15 protein-coding genes are annotated in these 15,356 nt (G+C 45.1%); 4 read left to right on the top strand and 11 right to left on the bottom strand.

The window, feature by feature from the left end:
* Positions 1–162: 162 nt before the first annotated feature.
* The 6 genes from arsH to QUA97_RS11950 form a co-directional block, all read right to left on the bottom strand.
* Positions 163–819, bottom strand: a complete 657-nt coding sequence (gene arsH, locus QUA97_RS11925; RefSeq protein WP_333194694.1) for an arsenical resistance protein ArsH — start codon at positions 817–819, stop codon at positions 163–165.
* A gap of 7 nt (positions 820–826) precedes the next feature.
* Positions 827–1,534, bottom strand: coding sequence for an MIP/aquaporin family protein (locus QUA97_RS11930; RefSeq protein ID WP_194071008.1), 708 nt, complete (start codon positions 1,532–1,534; stop codon positions 827–829).
* Positions 1,535–1,709: 175 nt separating this feature from the next.
* Positions 1,710–2,069: an ArsR/SmtB family transcription factor gene (locus QUA97_RS11935; RefSeq protein WP_333194695.1), complete on the bottom strand. Its 360-nt coding sequence runs from the start codon at positions 2,067–2,069 to the stop codon at positions 1,710–1,712.
* 99 nt (positions 2,070–2,168) lie between these two features.
* Positions 2,169–2,423 (bottom strand): hypothetical protein, encoded by a 255-nt coding sequence (locus QUA97_RS11940; RefSeq protein ID WP_194071010.1) that lies wholly within the window; start codon positions 2,421–2,423, stop codon positions 2,169–2,171.
* Between the two features lie 209 nt (positions 2,424–2,632).
* Positions 2,633–2,872, bottom strand: a complete 240-nt coding sequence (locus QUA97_RS11945; RefSeq protein ID WP_228049937.1) for a hypothetical protein — start codon at positions 2,870–2,872, stop codon at positions 2,633–2,635.
* Positions 2,869–3,102, bottom strand: a complete 234-nt coding sequence (locus tag QUA97_RS11950; protein WP_228049938.1) for a hypothetical protein — start codon at positions 3,100–3,102, stop codon at positions 2,869–2,871. The genes QUA97_RS11945 and QUA97_RS11950 overlap by 4 nt, the downstream gene beginning before the upstream one ends.
* Before the next feature lie 133 nt (positions 3,103–3,235).
* Here QUA97_RS11950 and QUA97_RS11955 point away from each other — a divergent pair, with 133 nt between their 5' ends.
* The gene (locus QUA97_RS11955) at positions 3,236–3,463 is read left to right on the top strand and encodes a hypothetical protein (protein WP_194067282.1); all 228 of its coding nucleotides are present in this window, start codon (positions 3,236–3,238) and stop codon (positions 3,461–3,463) included.
* 38 nt (positions 3,464–3,501) lie between these two features.
* A complete protein-coding gene (locus QUA97_RS11960) occupies positions 3,502–3,888 on the top strand; it encodes a PIN domain-containing protein (protein WP_333194697.1) in 387 nt (128 codons plus the stop codon).
* Positions 3,889–3,967: 79 nt separating this feature from the next.
* Here the strand turns inward: QUA97_RS11960 and QUA97_RS11965 are convergent, their stop codons facing one another.
* On the bottom strand, positions 3,968–4,642 hold the full coding sequence (locus QUA97_RS11965; RefSeq protein ID WP_194067283.1) for a HEAT repeat domain-containing protein: 675 nt from the start codon (positions 4,640–4,642) through the stop codon (positions 3,968–3,970).
* Between the two features lie 357 nt (positions 4,643–4,999).
* On the opposite strand from QUA97_RS11965, the gene QUA97_RS11970 reads away from it, so the two are divergent.
* A complete protein-coding gene (locus QUA97_RS11970) occupies positions 5,000–7,459 on the top strand; it encodes a CBS domain-containing protein (RefSeq protein ID WP_333194699.1) in 2,460 nt (819 codons plus the stop codon).
* Between the two features lie 266 nt (positions 7,460–7,725).
* Here the strand turns inward: QUA97_RS11970 and QUA97_RS11975 are convergent, their stop codons facing one another.
* The 4 genes from QUA97_RS11975 to QUA97_RS11990 form a co-directional block, all read right to left on the bottom strand.
* Complete coding sequence (locus QUA97_RS11975) at positions 7,726–10,104, bottom strand: GumC family protein (RefSeq protein ID WP_228049940.1); 2,379 nt, start codon at positions 10,102–10,104, stop codon at positions 7,726–7,728.
* A gap of 1,093 nt (positions 10,105–11,197) precedes the next feature.
* On the bottom strand, positions 11,198–12,625 hold the full coding sequence (locus QUA97_RS11980) for an MFS transporter (protein WP_194067285.1): 1,428 nt from the start codon (positions 12,623–12,625) through the stop codon (positions 11,198–11,200).
* Positions 12,626–12,699: 74 nt separating this feature from the next.
* Positions 12,700–12,822: a hypothetical protein gene (locus tag QUA97_RS11985; protein ID WP_255515855.1), complete on the bottom strand. Its 123-nt coding sequence runs from the start codon at positions 12,820–12,822 to the stop codon at positions 12,700–12,702.
* 419 nt (positions 12,823–13,241) lie between these two features.
* Positions 13,242–13,919 carry an ATP-dependent Zn protease gene (locus tag QUA97_RS11990; protein WP_194067286.1) on the bottom strand — a complete coding sequence of 226 codons (678 nt, stop codon included), beginning with the start codon at positions 13,917–13,919 and terminating at the stop codon, positions 13,242–13,244.
* A 302-nt stretch (positions 13,920–14,221) separates the two neighbouring features.
* Between QUA97_RS11990 and rseP the strand changes: the two genes are divergently transcribed.
* Positions 14,222–15,322, top strand: coding sequence for an RIP metalloprotease RseP (gene rseP / locus QUA97_RS11995; protein ID WP_194067287.1), 1,101 nt, complete (start codon positions 14,222–14,224; stop codon positions 15,320–15,322).
* Positions 15,323–15,356 lie beyond the last annotated feature (34 nt).

Genomic DNA, 15,356 nt, shown 5'->3' on the forward strand with positions numbered 1-15,356 from the left:
TGTTGATTGTTCGTTGTTCGTTGTTGGTTGTTAGTTAGGGAGCATCTCATATTTGTAAAAAGACTTCTTTTGACTCCTTCTTTCTTCCTCTTTCCTCCTGTCTCCTGTCTCCTGCCTCCTACCTCCAATTTCTAGCTTGGCTGCAAAAGTGAGATGCTCCCGTTAGTTAGATGTTTCAAGGGCGCGATTTGCTAATGCGATCGCCTCCTTAGCTGCTTGTTCCTTGCGTTCGCTGTGGCGATCGGTCAAATAGTCCGTTTGCTCCCGCAACAACATGGTAAATTTATAAAGTTCCTCCATGACATCGATCGCGCGATCGCGATAAGGCGAATCCTTCATCGTCCCATCTTCATTAAATTCCTGATAAGCCTTAGCAACCGAAGACTGATTGGGAATCGTAAACATCCGCATCCAGCGGCCTAAAATCCTCAAAGTATTCACCGCATTAAAAGACTGGGAACCGCCGCTGACTTGCATCACCGCCAAAGTTCGACCTTGAGTGGGTCTGACGGCCCCAATACTTAAAGGAATCCAGTCAATTTGATTTTTCATAATGCCAGTAATATTGCCGTGCATTTCTGGACTAGACCACACTTGACCCTCCGACCACAAACTCAATTCCCGCAATTCCTGAACCTTCGGATGCGTATCGGAAACGCTGCCATAAATCGGCAATTCTTGAGGATTGAAAAACCTAACTTCGGCACCGAATTCCTCAAGGATTCGAGCCGATTCTTCCGCTAATAAACGGCTGTAAGAACGCTCTCGCAAAGAGCCGTATAAAAACAAAATTCTCGGTTTGTGTGTGAATTTTTCCATGATGCTGTTAATTAAAATCCCGAAATCCGTTAGACAGTTCTCGATAAACTGCGACTGCCAATTGTGTTCCCCAAATGGGAGCAACCCAGTAAACCCAATGGTGTTCCCAAAAGCCGCCAATTAACGCAGGCCCGAGCGATCGCGCCGGATTCATGCTCGCCCCGGTAATCGACCCCATAAATGCAGCTTCTAAGCCTACAGTTAAGCCAATTGCTATCCCCGCAAAACCGATATGAGCGCGCCTGTCAAGTCCCGAACCTAGAATTACAAACATCAGGATAAAAGTCAGAACTGTTTCTAAAATTAGAGACTGCAACCAGTTGCCGTTAAGAGGGATAGTTGCACCGAGATTTGCCACTTTTCCTAAAGTAATTAACAGCAGCGCGGAAGCTGCGATCGCCCCCGCACACTGCGCCCAAATATAAGGCAAAACTTTGTATTTTGGGAAAAACCCGCTCGCCCAAAATCCTAAAGTTACGGCTGGGTTAAAGTGCGCGTCGCTGATGTGTCCGATCGCGTAAATCATCGCAGCTACAACCGCACCAAACACAAAACTAACGCCCAAATGAGTTAAAGAACCACCGCTAATTTTGTTGACCATCACCGCGCCGGTGCCGGCAAAAACTATAATAAATGTACCGATGCCTTCCGCAAGTGCTTCTCGCTTGCAATCTCGATTTTCACCAGAAGCTAACTTCTTTACTGTTGCACCCATCGCTATCAACTCATTGGTTCAAATACATCATATCAAAAAAGCTTGATACGTCAACCCTCTTGGTTCGATCGTTCGGAATGCGAGTCCGCATCAAGACAGGAATGAAGTCCTCACTACAAACCAATAGCGGTTACTTTGGGGGACATAATATTACTTATTAAGAAATATTGATGGGTCAACCCACCTCAGAACAAGGGCGGGCCGGCAGAATCTGACTGAAACGGCGATACTGGGCGAGGTACTCTTCCAGCACGAGAAACTGAGCTAAATTGAGACTGTAGTAAATCCAGCGGCTTTCTTGGCGGCTGCGAACTAAACCGGCTTCTTTTAGGGTTTTGAGGTGAAAAGAGAGTTTAGATTGAGAGGCTCCAAGGCGATCGCACAAATCGCAAACGCACAACTCCTGTTGCTGCAGCAACTCCAGAATCTGAATCCGCAGGGGGTCAGAAAGCGCGTGAAAGCCTGCGGAGACAAGTTTTTCCGAAATCTGTCGCTGTGAAATGCGATCGGGTGCAGTCGTAGAATTTTTAAGCATCAATTATTTTGAAAACATCCATACAAAACATCATAGTTTCTCCAGTTTCATCCCAGAAAATCACTGCATTCAGCATCGACAGATCCTTCGGAGTGGATATTACTTCGGACTCTGTACCCGCGCCGGCACATCAGTCAATCCGGCCTTTTGCATCAACGAAATCACCCCTACAGATAGAATTCCCCCAATAACTACCCCGACAACTACCAGGATGAGAAAGCCTGTTTGCAGAGTTTTTTTAGTAGCCGGGTGGTACTGTCTGGGCAACTCTTGACCTTGCTCGTCAAGTTCTTGTTCCAAGGGGTCTAGCGGATTCGATGGATTTGAGTTAAAAGGATTGGGTGCTTGATTCATGGCTGGCTTTGGTTAAATGATGTCAACAACTATTTTAACTTGCGATTTGCCCGATCGCCTTAGATAATACATTCTGGTTTTACTCAAGACTCTATAAAATTTATTAAGATACCGATAATTTTAGCAACATTTTTGATAAGATATTGGTCTTTATCAATCTCGATCCTAATTCCTTCTAACTTAAAAAAATTTCCACATACTCCCAGTTGTCAAAACTCCATAAATTGTCTGAATATCATGTTCGCGACGCTGGTTAAATATTTGTGCTGCCATGCTTCCCCCTGTGCAATCTCCTCAGCCGGATGGAATGTTGTCGTTTTTGGCTTCCACAAAGGCGCTGGCGATTCTATGAAAAGCTGTTCTGGCGATCGGCTAATTAGAAAATCGCAATAACCGCTCAAACCCCTAGCAGCGTCTACATTGAATTCTCGACCTGAAAATAAACTCATCCGTTGCGATAGCCTTTTTTGATTTCAACTAATATTGGCGCGACAATTAGCTCTGAGCGAGCTTTCTCGGAATTAATTTCTAGCGCTAAAGGCAGATTGAATTGCAAAGTTTCTTGCAAAAAAGTGCTCGGTTCTATTTCGGGAATGTCGGCAAACAAGCCAACCGTTCTATTCAAGGTTATGCCAAAATTTGTCTTAATTTGTTCGACGCTAAATTGACTGTAGGGCATTTAACTCCCTCTCTCGAAAAATTAAGTGTTTTTAAGAAGATGAAATTACATCACTTGAGGCGCTAAAATTTTGAAGCAGGGGTATTTATATACTTGGCTGCTTGTCCAATGCTTTCTGTCAAAGATAATTACTATGACGTTACGCGAACTTCAAGACCGAGCACTGAGGTTGTCTGCCGAGGAGCGATGGCAGTTAATTAATGCTTTGATGCGATCGCTCCAACCGAAACCCCGATCGAAGGTGAAGCCGAAGGGTTTAGCCGCGAGTTTAATTGGCATTGCGAAAACGGACGCGCCACCACCTACAGATGCCGAAGTAAAGGCAATGTTAGATGAGCGGTTAGTGCAAAAGTATCTCTGATGAAAGTTTTATTTGATACCAATGTTTGACTGGATGCAATGCTGGCCCGCGAACCTTTTGTAGCGGATGCTGCTTTTTTACTGAATGCAGTTGAATCGGGGCGAATTGAAGGGTTTATGTCGGCGACAACGGTTACGGATGTGCATTATTTGGTGGGACGACAAACCAAGAGTTCTGAAGCTGCGATAGCTGCTGTAACTCGACTGTTGGCATTAATGGAAATTTGTGCGGTGGATCGAGAGATTCTGGAGCAAGCGATCGGGCTGGGATTGCCTGATTTGGAAGATGCGGTGCAGATAGCGTGTGCGATCGAGTTAGAGTTAGAGGCGATCGTTACTCGGGATGTGAATGGATTCGCAGGGTCGTCGATTTCCGTTTTGTCGCCTCAAGAACTGAGAAATCGGTTTGACCTAGCAGAGGGCTGAATAAATTAGGCGATCGGTGTTTCATCGCCGCCTTAAAAGCGCCCAAATGAAACACTTACAACAAAAGTATCGGTATCTGTTATCCTTCTGCTTTCGACAAACGATCGAGAGAAATTGTTGCCGCTTGAGATACTTGAGAATTGCTGTCTTTTTCTAAGTATTTCAAAGCAGAGACACTTTTAACACTCGGCAAATTCCCCAAAGCTTCCGCCAGCCTCTGCCTGATCAGCCAATCTTCCGACTGAGTAAAATTGAGGATGCGATCGATCGCGCCAATGTCCTTAATTTCCCCCAAAGCCGAAATCGCCGCCTGCTGAATCACCACTTGCTCGCATTCGAGAGCTTTCAGCAGCACGTCGCGAGCTCGGGGATCTTTGAGATTTCCCAGAGAAACAGCAGCACTAAAGCGCACCAGCCATTCAGTATCTTCATAAAAAGCGCGCACCAAAGCCTCAAAAGCTCGGATATCTTCCAGATAGCCTAAAGCACCCGCAGCATCAGCCCGAATGCCGTAATCAGGTTCAGTTTCTAGTAATTTGACTAGAATGGGATAGCACTCAGGAGTCGGTTTGACTCCGAGAGCAAACACAGCCATCGATCGCACTTGCAAACTTTCATCATTCAACACCTTTTTAATCAAAGGTACAGCCTCTGCTGCAGGGACGTTCCGCAAGTTAGCCAAAGCTACCATGCGATCGGCAGAATTTTCGCTTTCTAACTTGGCTGCAATTTGCTCTAAGCTTAAAGTTGTCATTATCGGTAAATCTTGTAGTAAAACTTTACATTCTGGTTATTTTGATTATAAGTGAGTCTCCGGTTAAAAGCAGGCAGTAAAAACCGCCCCCATTTGAAATTGCAAACCGATCGCACTATCGATCGAAAACTCGGATTAATGGAAATAATCAATTAGAAAGTCTATTATTAAAATCCCAAGCACAGGCTAGGTGTTTCTGGTGTTTCTGTCATTCCCTAACGCTTTGCCGATATTTATACCAGTTTCCCCCAAAATGCAACTCGGTAGCCTGCGCTCCAAACCCTTATACAATCAATCATTCCCCATCCACAATCGAAAATGGTATTAGCCGCCCTCTGACAACCTGCCCCATCAATTATGTCCTTTTACCACCCACCCTTTTACTCCTCAGCATTAGAACAGGCGATCGACCGCTACCCGCTAACCGCCCTACCAGATACTTCCTTAGCAGCGGCGATCGCCCTGATGAGTCAGTTGGAAAATAGTTGTCCCCTAACCAAAACACCTTTACCCTCAGAACCGGGGGCGATGACCGAAGTCTCAGCGCCGGAACAGGTGCGGGCCTGCTGCGTGCTCGTGGTGCAAAACCAGCAGACTATTACCACAGACAACTTATCCGACAACCCCAGCCGCGGGCTGTTACTGGGGATATTAACTCCCGCCGACTTAGTGAGACCCATCGCTTCTGGCAAAATAGACACTCAGAAAAAAGGAGCCTCGCACAAAATACCAATTTCCGAAATCATGTCTCCGGTGTCGGTTGTCCTCACAGCATCCGACGACCAAGACGTGTTCGGCGCTTTATCCTTATTTCGCCAGCACAAAATTCGCTATTTGCCGATCGTCAATCAATTTCGCCACTTGGTAGGAGTGCTCACTAGGGAAAGAATTCGCCAAGTATTGCAGCCTTCAAACATTCTGAAATTGCGGCGGGTAGCAGAATTGATGACTACGCCAATTACAGCGCCCCACACCGCGTCGCTGCTGAGCATAGCCGAACTGATGTCAGAGCATCAAGTCAGTTGTGTAGTCATTACAAAAAACAAAGAATTGACAATGGAGAAACCCAAAGATGACTATACCTCCATTTTTCACTATTCCTTTCAGCAACCTCTGGGAATTATTACCGAATACGACATCGTGCAGGCACTGTTTCTCGAAGTAAATTTCGAGCAAACCCTAGCTCAAGAAGTCATGAGAACTCCCCTGCAATTTCTGCAACCTTCCGATTCCCTGTGGACGGCGCACAAACAAATGCAGCAGCAACAAGTGCAGCGGTTGGTGGTGTGCGGAGGGCGCGGAGAACTATTGGGAATTATTACCCAAACCAACTTGCTCCGAGTCCTCGATCCGACAGAAATGTACCGAGTTGTCAAACAGTTGCAGCAGTCGGTTTATCAACTGCAAGCAGAAAAATTGGAACTGCTGCAAAGCCGCAATGCCAAATTGGAACAGCAGGTGCGCGAACGGACTGCTAAACTCCACGAACAGGTGCAGCGCGATCGGCTGCTAACTCAAATTTCCTTGCGGATTCACCAATCCTTAAACCTCGAAGAAATTCTTAACGCCAGCGTCGATGAAGTCCGGCAAGTTCTGCACGCCGACAGAGTAGCCATCGTGCGTTTGGAGTCGAAGGATTTGGGCATTGTCGTGGCAGAATCCGTTGCGTCCAAGTGGTCTTCAATCTTGGGAGAAATCATGCCAGATACAATGTGGCATGAATCTGCGTTGGCGATCGAACAGGAAATATACGCCGTCCCCGACATCGAGCAAGCTAATTTGAATGCCGAAACATCTGTACGCTTGCAGCAAGCGCAAATCAAAGCTTATTTGATTGTACCAATTTTGCAAGACAGCAATTTGTGGGGCGTGATGTGCGTCCATCAGTGTTCTAAATCGCGGCAGTGGCAACCTTCGGAAGTGGATTTGCTGCTACAACTGGCAACTCAAATCGCGATCGCCATTCAGCAAGCCCAACTCTACCAGCAAGTACAAAATCTCAACACCGACCTCGAACGCCAAGTCCAAGAACGCACCGCCCAATTGCAGCAAAAAGTGCAGGAACTCCAGCATTTAAACGTTCTCAAAGATGAATTTCTCAGCACAGTTTCTCACGAATTACGCACGCCTTTAGCTAATATGAAAATGGCTATTCATATGCTGAAAGTTTCTCCCACACCAGACAGACGGCAGATTTATTTAGAAATTTTAGAAACAGAATGTACTAGAGAAACCGATTTGATTAATGCTTTGCTCGATTTGCAGCGCCTCGAAGCAGCAGCTTGCCCGATCGACCTCGAACCAGTAAACTTAGAAGTCTGGCTGCCTACTATTATCGAGCCATTTTACACCCGCACCCAGAACCGCCACCAGCATTTGCGATTTGAGTGCGATTCTCACCTCCCCACCATCAGTTCCAACCGCGCTAGTTTGGGACGAATTTTAGCAGAAATACTCAACAATGCCTGCAAATATACCGCCAATAACGGCGAAATCTCTCTCAGAGTTGAGTGCAAAAATGGATACTGGGAAGAGGTCGGAAGCGGAAAAAATTCTATCCCAGCAACTGATTTAACTTCCTTCATCCAATTTAAACTCAGCAATCAATCGTCTATTTCTATACAGGAACTGCCCCGAATTTTTGATAAATTTTATCGAGTTCCCAACGCTGACCCCTGGAAACAAGGAGGTACAGGTTTGGGTTTAGCTTTGGTGCAAAAACTGGTCGAACAGTTGCAGGGCAAAATTGACGTAGAAAGCAGCAATGGCTGGACTAATTTTACCGTAACATTTCCTATTAACCCCGATGAAAATTAGTCCGCCATCAGTCGATTTAAGCTTTGAGATTTACTTCACAAATTAATCTGGAAAATTGAACCAGAGTCTGAAAATCTGTAAACGTTCACTTTTTCGGAGTTTAGTCCTCATATCATGTCCGGTAGATTAATAACAAAAACGGTTGGTTCGCGCGTGCGGACTAATTTGAGATCGGTCAATCGACCGGAGATGATATCATCCATTTGAAGACTCAACTCCAAACGCTCAAACAAATCTGATGATTGTCGTCCTTTTCCGAGATGATATCACTCTTTTTTCGGAGCTAGTTTGCGGATGCCAGACTCTACTGGTATAAAATTTAAATATTCATTTTTATCTTCCAGAGCTAATGATTTAGATGCTTGATACTTCTTACCTTTGGTGGGATTATTGGCAACTGTACCCAAGCAGGGTATGCCAAAATTTTCTAATTGACTGAAAACTTTTTTGACTACAGAAAACTTGGTCTTGCGAAGTGCTACAACCATTAGCATTCCATCTGTGCGCGCCGCTAAATAATTCGCATCTTTACTGTCAACCAGCGGTGGCGTATCGTAGATAACTAAGTCAAATGTTGCGTGAAGTTCATCCATTAAATATTGCATCCCCGATGAAGCAAGCCGTCTAGCAACACCAGGAATAGAAAGACCCGCAGTTAATACAAAAAGATTATCTTCTAGATGCGATCGCTGGATAATTTCATTTGGTTGGTTTTTACTGTCGTCGAGCAAGTTGCTCAATCCCTTTAGATTAGGCAGTTCCAAGAGGAAGTGCAAGCTGGGCGAATGCAAATCGGCATCTACTAACAGCACTCGCTGGCCCGCCAGCGCTGCAACGTGAGCTAAGTTTAAAGCAACGGTAGATTTACCTTCGCCAACTGTAGCCGAACCAACTGCCAAAGATCCAATAGTTCGATTTGAAGAAAGAAAGCGAATATTAGTATAAAGAGAGTCAAAAGCTTCTATAAATTCCGAAGCAACTTTTTTATCCCCCTCTTTTTTTTCAAGATAAGTATAGGAATTAGCAATAGAAGGCGGAAATTTTTTAGCATTTTTGTCCCGAGGAACCACTCCCAATAAAGGCGCATCAAACGCATCTTTAATGTCATCAGCAGAGTAAAAAATATTGCGGAACTTTTCAATCAAGATAGCCACGGCCACACCCAACACTAGCCCCCCAATAATTGCCATAAAAAATTTGTTGGCATTTTTCGAGGCTACGGGAATATATTTGCCAGTCTTAGGATCTTGCGGTATCCGGGGCTCAGAAATTACTTCCCAAGGTACTTGGCTTTGAGCTGCTTGGACGCGCAGAGTTTCTCGCTGAGTTAAAAGTTGATCGCGGGTGCGCGCTGCTATGTCTAATTGCTGTTGCAGTTCGTTGTAGCGACGAGCTATACTGGGAAATTCTCTTGCTTGTCGGCTCAAATCATTTTTTGTTTGGGCGATCGCCTGACTGCGAGCTTCTAAAACTTGAACTTGGTTAGCAGTATCAACCAATTGTTTGATCAAGCCTATGCGAATCGAATTTTGAAAATTCTGAACTTTAGCATTGGCGTCAGGGCCTACTAAATTTTGCCCCAAAATTCGCTCAGTTTGCTGGTTGAGCAAAGCTACTAAATTTGCCCGCTTGCGCTCTAAAGCTTCCACTATCGGGTTCGCAGATTTAAAACGAGCTGTTTCTACAGCAATCTGACCTTCTACTTCCTTAACCTTGGTCAGCAACTCTTTATATTGAGGTTCTTCGCTTAAAGCTGAAGCGGCAATAGCTTCATTTGGTGTAAAATCTAATTGCTTTTGCAAGTTAGCGTACAGCGTTTTCTGTTCCCGCAACAGCCTTTGAGTTTCTAACTCTAAAGTTTCTACTGTGCGAACTTGCTGGATTAATTGCGCGCCTTGTTCCTTAGGATCTGTAATTTTTTGCTGCTGCTGTATCACCTGTAAATCCGACTTCAGGTCATTTACGCGCTTGCTAAGTCCCGGAAGCTGGTTTTCAATAAACTTAACTCCTTCACCAATGCGACTCTTGCGTTCGTCAAGGCTGTACTTTAAATATTTCTTTTTAGTTTCTTGTAAAACAAACTTAATTTCTTCAGGTTCATTGCCCAGGAAACGAACTTCCAAAATTTTAGTTTTCGTCAACTCATCGTCTCCGAGGCGCAAAACGAGTAATCCTTTTTGAAGAAGTTCCTCAGTCATTTTTGGATATTTTTTTTGGACTTGTTTCGTAATAGCCGATAGCATCTCAGGACTCTGGAGAATTTGCAGTTGAGTTGCGTAGTCCAAACTAAAAAAATCTCGACTAGGCACTCCCCCACCCTCGCTCTGATTGGCGAGGGCCGCGGGGTCAGCAATTCTTGCCTCCGTTGTCACGGGTTCCACAAGCAGACGAAAATCGCCTTGATATGTTTTCTTGCTTTGCTTGATCTGAAAATAAATTCCACCGCCTGCTAGAGCGACAATCCCAATGATGACTAGGGCTTTGCGCCCGAGAGTCCTAAACAACGGGTTGAGATTCAATCCTTTCTGAGGCTGCGCGCCTAACTCTTCTCCCTCGTCAACGGAAAATTGCTGCACCTGTCTGCTCTGGTTGCTAATGGGTACGAGATGAGCGTCCTGTTCTTTTTCCATGTTGACCTCTTTCATATTTGTTGGGTAAAATCAGCTTTGTTGTGCGACCCTTCTGGTTGATACTTTCACCATTGACTTCAGGATATCACAGGAGATTATTGGTTTGTCGGTTCTACTTCCTGCTAATAATTTTCACTACTTTCACATCATATACAAAAATAACTAAATTCCTATGTTTTGCCTGCTGCAAAAGTTTTTTTACTAATTGCTTGAGAGTTGTATCCGACTGTATTGTGGTCTGCTGTGTTGTGCTTATCTTCTGGGTTTCTGGGCGGCTGTACCCACTTTTTAGGATGTCGCTGAGATCGCCTCTAGCGCGATAACTTTACCAAAATTTTACAATTTGTCCTCACACATCAGGAGCCGATCGCGCTGCTATTGCCTTCTCCTCTATTCTGCGACTTTTCTGTCAGGCATCAACTGTAGCATCTGTTAAATTATACGCTAATTGACCGACTAAAAAGTTGGCCATTTTGCAGATAGATCTAATTAGCAGCCTTCAGCAGATTTTTTTAACTGTAACTAATCGAATCAATTTCCGAAAAAAATCTGTCTTTTATTTTAATAATAAACTTTTTGACGAGCTGGATGACTGCTTACATCGATCGAATTATTTGTCGGCATAATTATATCACATACTACTCTAAATAGTGCCGTACAGACATAAAAATTAATAACTGGCAAGTTCAAAGTCGATGGACATCTCGAAAAGCTCAAACTTCTGGGTGTTTGTACCGGGGCAAAGCGCGATCGAGAATGTGATGTTTTTTCTTAGAAAAATTAGGTTATAGGGCAATACCGTTTACTTAAGTCAACGTAGGGTGCGTCGCCAAAAATAAATCTCGCCCTGGAGCGCCAGATTAAACGAGCGACGCACCCTACAACTTATAACTGCTTCCCAGGCTCTGGGAAAAGAACCCATATTTAGAGTATCTACCTCCGCACAAGATTAGGGAGGCAGAGCCTGGTAACGAGTAGAAGACTCCAATTAGTCAGAGCCAAGAAAGAGTTCGCAATTGATGGGAACATAGCTATAGATATCGCCCAGATTAGCTGTTGGTAGTTGTTACTTTTTGAGTTTACTCATTCCACTTAGCTGAATCTTTGCTTAGCGATCCTGTGCTTTCTTTTCTCGAAGCTGCAACAAAATTGCTGCATGAACTTCGCGGGTAATCGGATAAAAATATGTGAGAATCATGCCGCAAATTAAAGCAATTGTGGGCAGGGGGCCGATCGCAACTCGAATCGCGAACAGCGCGGAATCCGGCTGTATGGGAGGGGCTTGTCCCTGAACTGTGGCAAGAAATCCAGCTTGTTCTAATGCTTGTCCTACAAACCACAAGCCCAATGCCAAACCAATTTTTTGCAGCAAGACCATAAACGAATAAAACACGCCTTCGCGTCTTTCTCCTGTTTGGAGTTCGTCGAGTTCAATCACGTCCGGTATCATCGACCAAGGTATGAGATAAGCAGTGGAAACTCCCACCCCTGCCATTACTGCTAACAAATACATCTGGACTACTTGTCCCGGTTGCAGGAAAAACAGTCCGGCTTGGGCGATAATCCACAAACTCATGCCCATAAAATAAACAGCTTTTTTGCCGTATCGCTCGCTGACTTTACTCCAAACAAATAACATGGCGAGTGCGGTGCCTTGAACGGCGATCGCAGTTTGGGTAAAAGTTGCAGCCGGTAACTTCATCCAGTTAATGACAAAATAGGGCAAAATAGAAGCAGTTAATTGCACGCCCAGCCAAGAACAGAGATAAATTCCAATTACGTATAAAAAAGGACGATTGTTAAATGCAATCCGCAACTGTTCTTTGAGGGGCAAGGAAGTTGAATTGTCTTCTCCTAGATCGGTTGAAAATTGAGAGAATACTTGTTGGCGGGTTCCGAAAAAGCACCAGTACAAAGGTAATACTGAAATCACTGCACAGAGTGCGCCTAATATTAAGTATTTTTGGATGTCATCTTTAACTAAGGCAAAGATAATTTGCGCTATAATTAGCGACAAAATGCTGCCGCCGATGGAGAAAGAAAACCGAAAACTGTTAAGGCTAGTGCGTTCGTTGTAGTCTTTGGTTAATTCTGGAGTGAGGGCGGTGTAAGGCAGGTTAACGGCGGTGTAGGCGGTGTTAAATAAAATGCCGATCGCCACATAGTACCAAAACAATATCGTGGGATCTTTGCTGGGAACAATCCACTGCAAAAAGAAGAAGATGCCGAAAGGAATTGCGCCGTAAACCATCCAAGGATAGCGGCGGCCCCAGCGATGAGATGTGCGATCGCTCAAAACCCCCACAATCGGGTCATTTATGGCATCCCAAACCTTGCCGATTAACAAAATATTGCTAGCAGTACCCGCAGCCAAACCTGCTACGTTAGTAAAGAAAAACAGCAGGAAAAATACCAGAACATTCGCCGTAATTGCGGGCCCTAGGTCGCCGGCACCGTAAGCTAATTTTGTTGAGAAACTGAGTTTTTTTGTTTCAGGGTTGTTGGCTGCTGCTTCAGGCGGGGAAGTGTTGCTCATAAACTTTTGTTTCGGGATTTTTGGGCAGTAGCAGTCTTTGCAGTATGGAGTATAACTCACGCTACGCCGTAATACTAAGTTTTTTTTGGGCGATCGGGATGATTCTGAATAATGCGTAATTGGTAGTCGATCGACAAATGCTTCCCAAGTATAATCGCTGATTCGTCAATATCTTTTGCATCGAGCAAGTAAAGCATTTTTGCTATGTTGCAAATAGCGTTTATTTGTATTGGCGGTGTTGTGCCCAGTTCGCTGACACCGACACCGCACTATTGGAGGCAGATTCCGAAACGGAACAGCTACAGCATTTTTTGTGATTTTTTGTTCGATGTTTGCCGTTTTGTTGCGAAATGTTTTGGTTGTTACATCAGTTGTTAATCCGATAATATTTATGCTCTTAATACCAAATTTGGGTGACATACTCCCTTGATAATGGAACCGCGAAGACGCAAAGAACGCGAAGAGAAGAGGAAAGAGAAGAGTCAGAAGATCGAGGGGATGGCAAACTCGGATTTGGTATTAAATCCTCAACCAGGTTTGTAGGCCGAATCATAGTTTTAGCGATCGACCTACGAAAAAACTGGGTTCGGTCAGGCAAGGGGGCTCAATTTTTGTGCTACAAATTTTGTTGAATCGTGTCGCAACATTCAGCAACTGTTGCTCTTTTTTCCATTGTTTCAACTAGGGCTTTGTAAGCTGATTTATGGTTTTCGAGTAGGTTTTTTGCTCGCAGGGAAGCTAGGTTTTGTTTGAGTTGAATTTCGGAATTGGAACGGCGCAGTTGTGTGAGGATGGCGCGGATTTTTGTGCGGTCTTCTACGCCGCCTTGTGCGCTGCCATAAACAATTTTTTCGGCTACTATTCCGGCCATCCACACTGTACAATATTGGTCTAAAATTTGGGATGAAAGAGTGCCGCTTTGGAGTTGAGATGCTAGTTGTTCGTCTTCAAATCGGACGCCGCCTTGGGCTGTTTGACCTTGTTTGAAGGCTTCAAGAGCGCTGAGGGCGTAGCTGCTTACGGGAATTCCTAACAGGTGGGCGACTAGGAAGTGCCCGGCTTCGTGGTGAAGGATGCGATCGCGCTTTTGTTTGGAACTTCCCCCAAGCAAATCGACTAAAATTGTACCGCCTTGACCTTGCCACTGGAAAGTGTCGAGGGTGGCTAGCCCTAATAGGCAAAAAGTGGCGATCGCAGGTACGGCTTCTGGTAAGTTGAATAAAGGGCCCAATATTATGGAGACGGTGATGGCGAAGATGGAAATAGCGATAATATTCAAAGAAGTGTCTTTCATAATTGTGAATTGGTAATGGGGAATTTGTAATAGGAAATTGGGCATCGGGCATCGGCCAAACAGGGCCTAAAAGCATCGGCCAAACAGGGCATCGGCCAAACAGGGCATCGGTTGAATTATTTTTTTCCCTTCTTTCTTCAGAAAGGTGAAAAGTTACATCAGCCCGATCGCTTACCGGCCGGGACTTCTGAAAAAAACATACCATCTTCTAGTTTGACTGAAAATTGCCGATCGTCCGCCACCTATATTAAAAAGATATTAAAATAAATCAAAGTAAAGTAAAAGTGTTAGTGGAATCCTTCATGTCAGTTTTGGCAGCGATCGCAGTTTTAGGTATCTTGATTGTCGTTCACGAACTCGGCCACTTCTTGGCGGCGAGACTTCAACACATTCACGTCAACCGCTTCTCTATCGGTTTCGGCCCCATCCTGTGGAAGTACCAAGGCCCGGAAACAGAATACGCCATCCGCGCCTTTCCCCTGGGAGGTTTCGTGGGTTTCCCAGATGACGATCCAGAAAGCAATATTCCCCCCAATGACCCGAATTTGCTGCGAAATCGCCCCGTGCTCGATCGGGCGATCGTGATTAGCGCCGGGGTGATTGCCAACTTGATTTTTGCTTACTTCCTGCTGGTGGTGCAATTGACCACTGTCGGCGCAGCATCCATGAACTACCTACCGGGAGTTAAAGTCCCGGAAGTCGCAGCAGAAGTAAGTTCGGCCGCCTTCCAAGCGGGAATTCGATCGGGCGACATTGTTCTGTCCGTTGACGGCAAGGAATTGGGCGCTTCCCGCGAAGCAATCAAATCTCTAGTCTCAGCAATCCAAGATCATCCCAACCAACCCCTAGCGTTAGAAATTCAGCGTGCAGAACAAAAATTTGTCGTGACAGTCACTCCCGAAAAGTCCCCCGACGGTAAAGGCCGCATTGGCGTGCAGCTAACTTCTAACGGAACTGTCGTGCGGGATCGGGCGGGAATTCTAGATGCCTTTAGCATGGCGGCTACTGAATTTGAGCGGATTGTAGTGCTGACTGTGGAAGGTTTCGGGCAGTTAGTTACCAATTTCGGTCAAACCGCAAAACAGTTGTCCGGGCCCGTGGCAATTGTGGCGGCCGGTGCAGGGATTGCGCGATCGGATGCAGCGAATTTGTTTCAGTTTGCCGTGTTAATTAGCATCAATTTGGCTGTGATTAATATCTTGCCTTTACCTGCTTTGGATGGCGGTCAGCTAGCTTTTTTGTTAATAGAAGGACTGCGGGGCAAACCTCTGCCGAACCGCATTCAGGAAAATGTGATGCAGACTGGTTTGATGCTGTTGCTGGGTTTGGGAATTTTCTTGATTGTTCGCGATACTGCTAATTTGGCAGGCATCGATTTTATGCGAAATCTTCGACAGCAGTAGTCATTGGTCGTCAGTCATCAATCATTAGTCAGCA

Source organism: Microcoleus sp. CZ3-B2, assembly GCF_036705055.1.
GTDB lineage: Bacteria > Cyanobacteriota > Cyanobacteriia > Cyanobacteriales > Microcoleaceae > Microcoleus.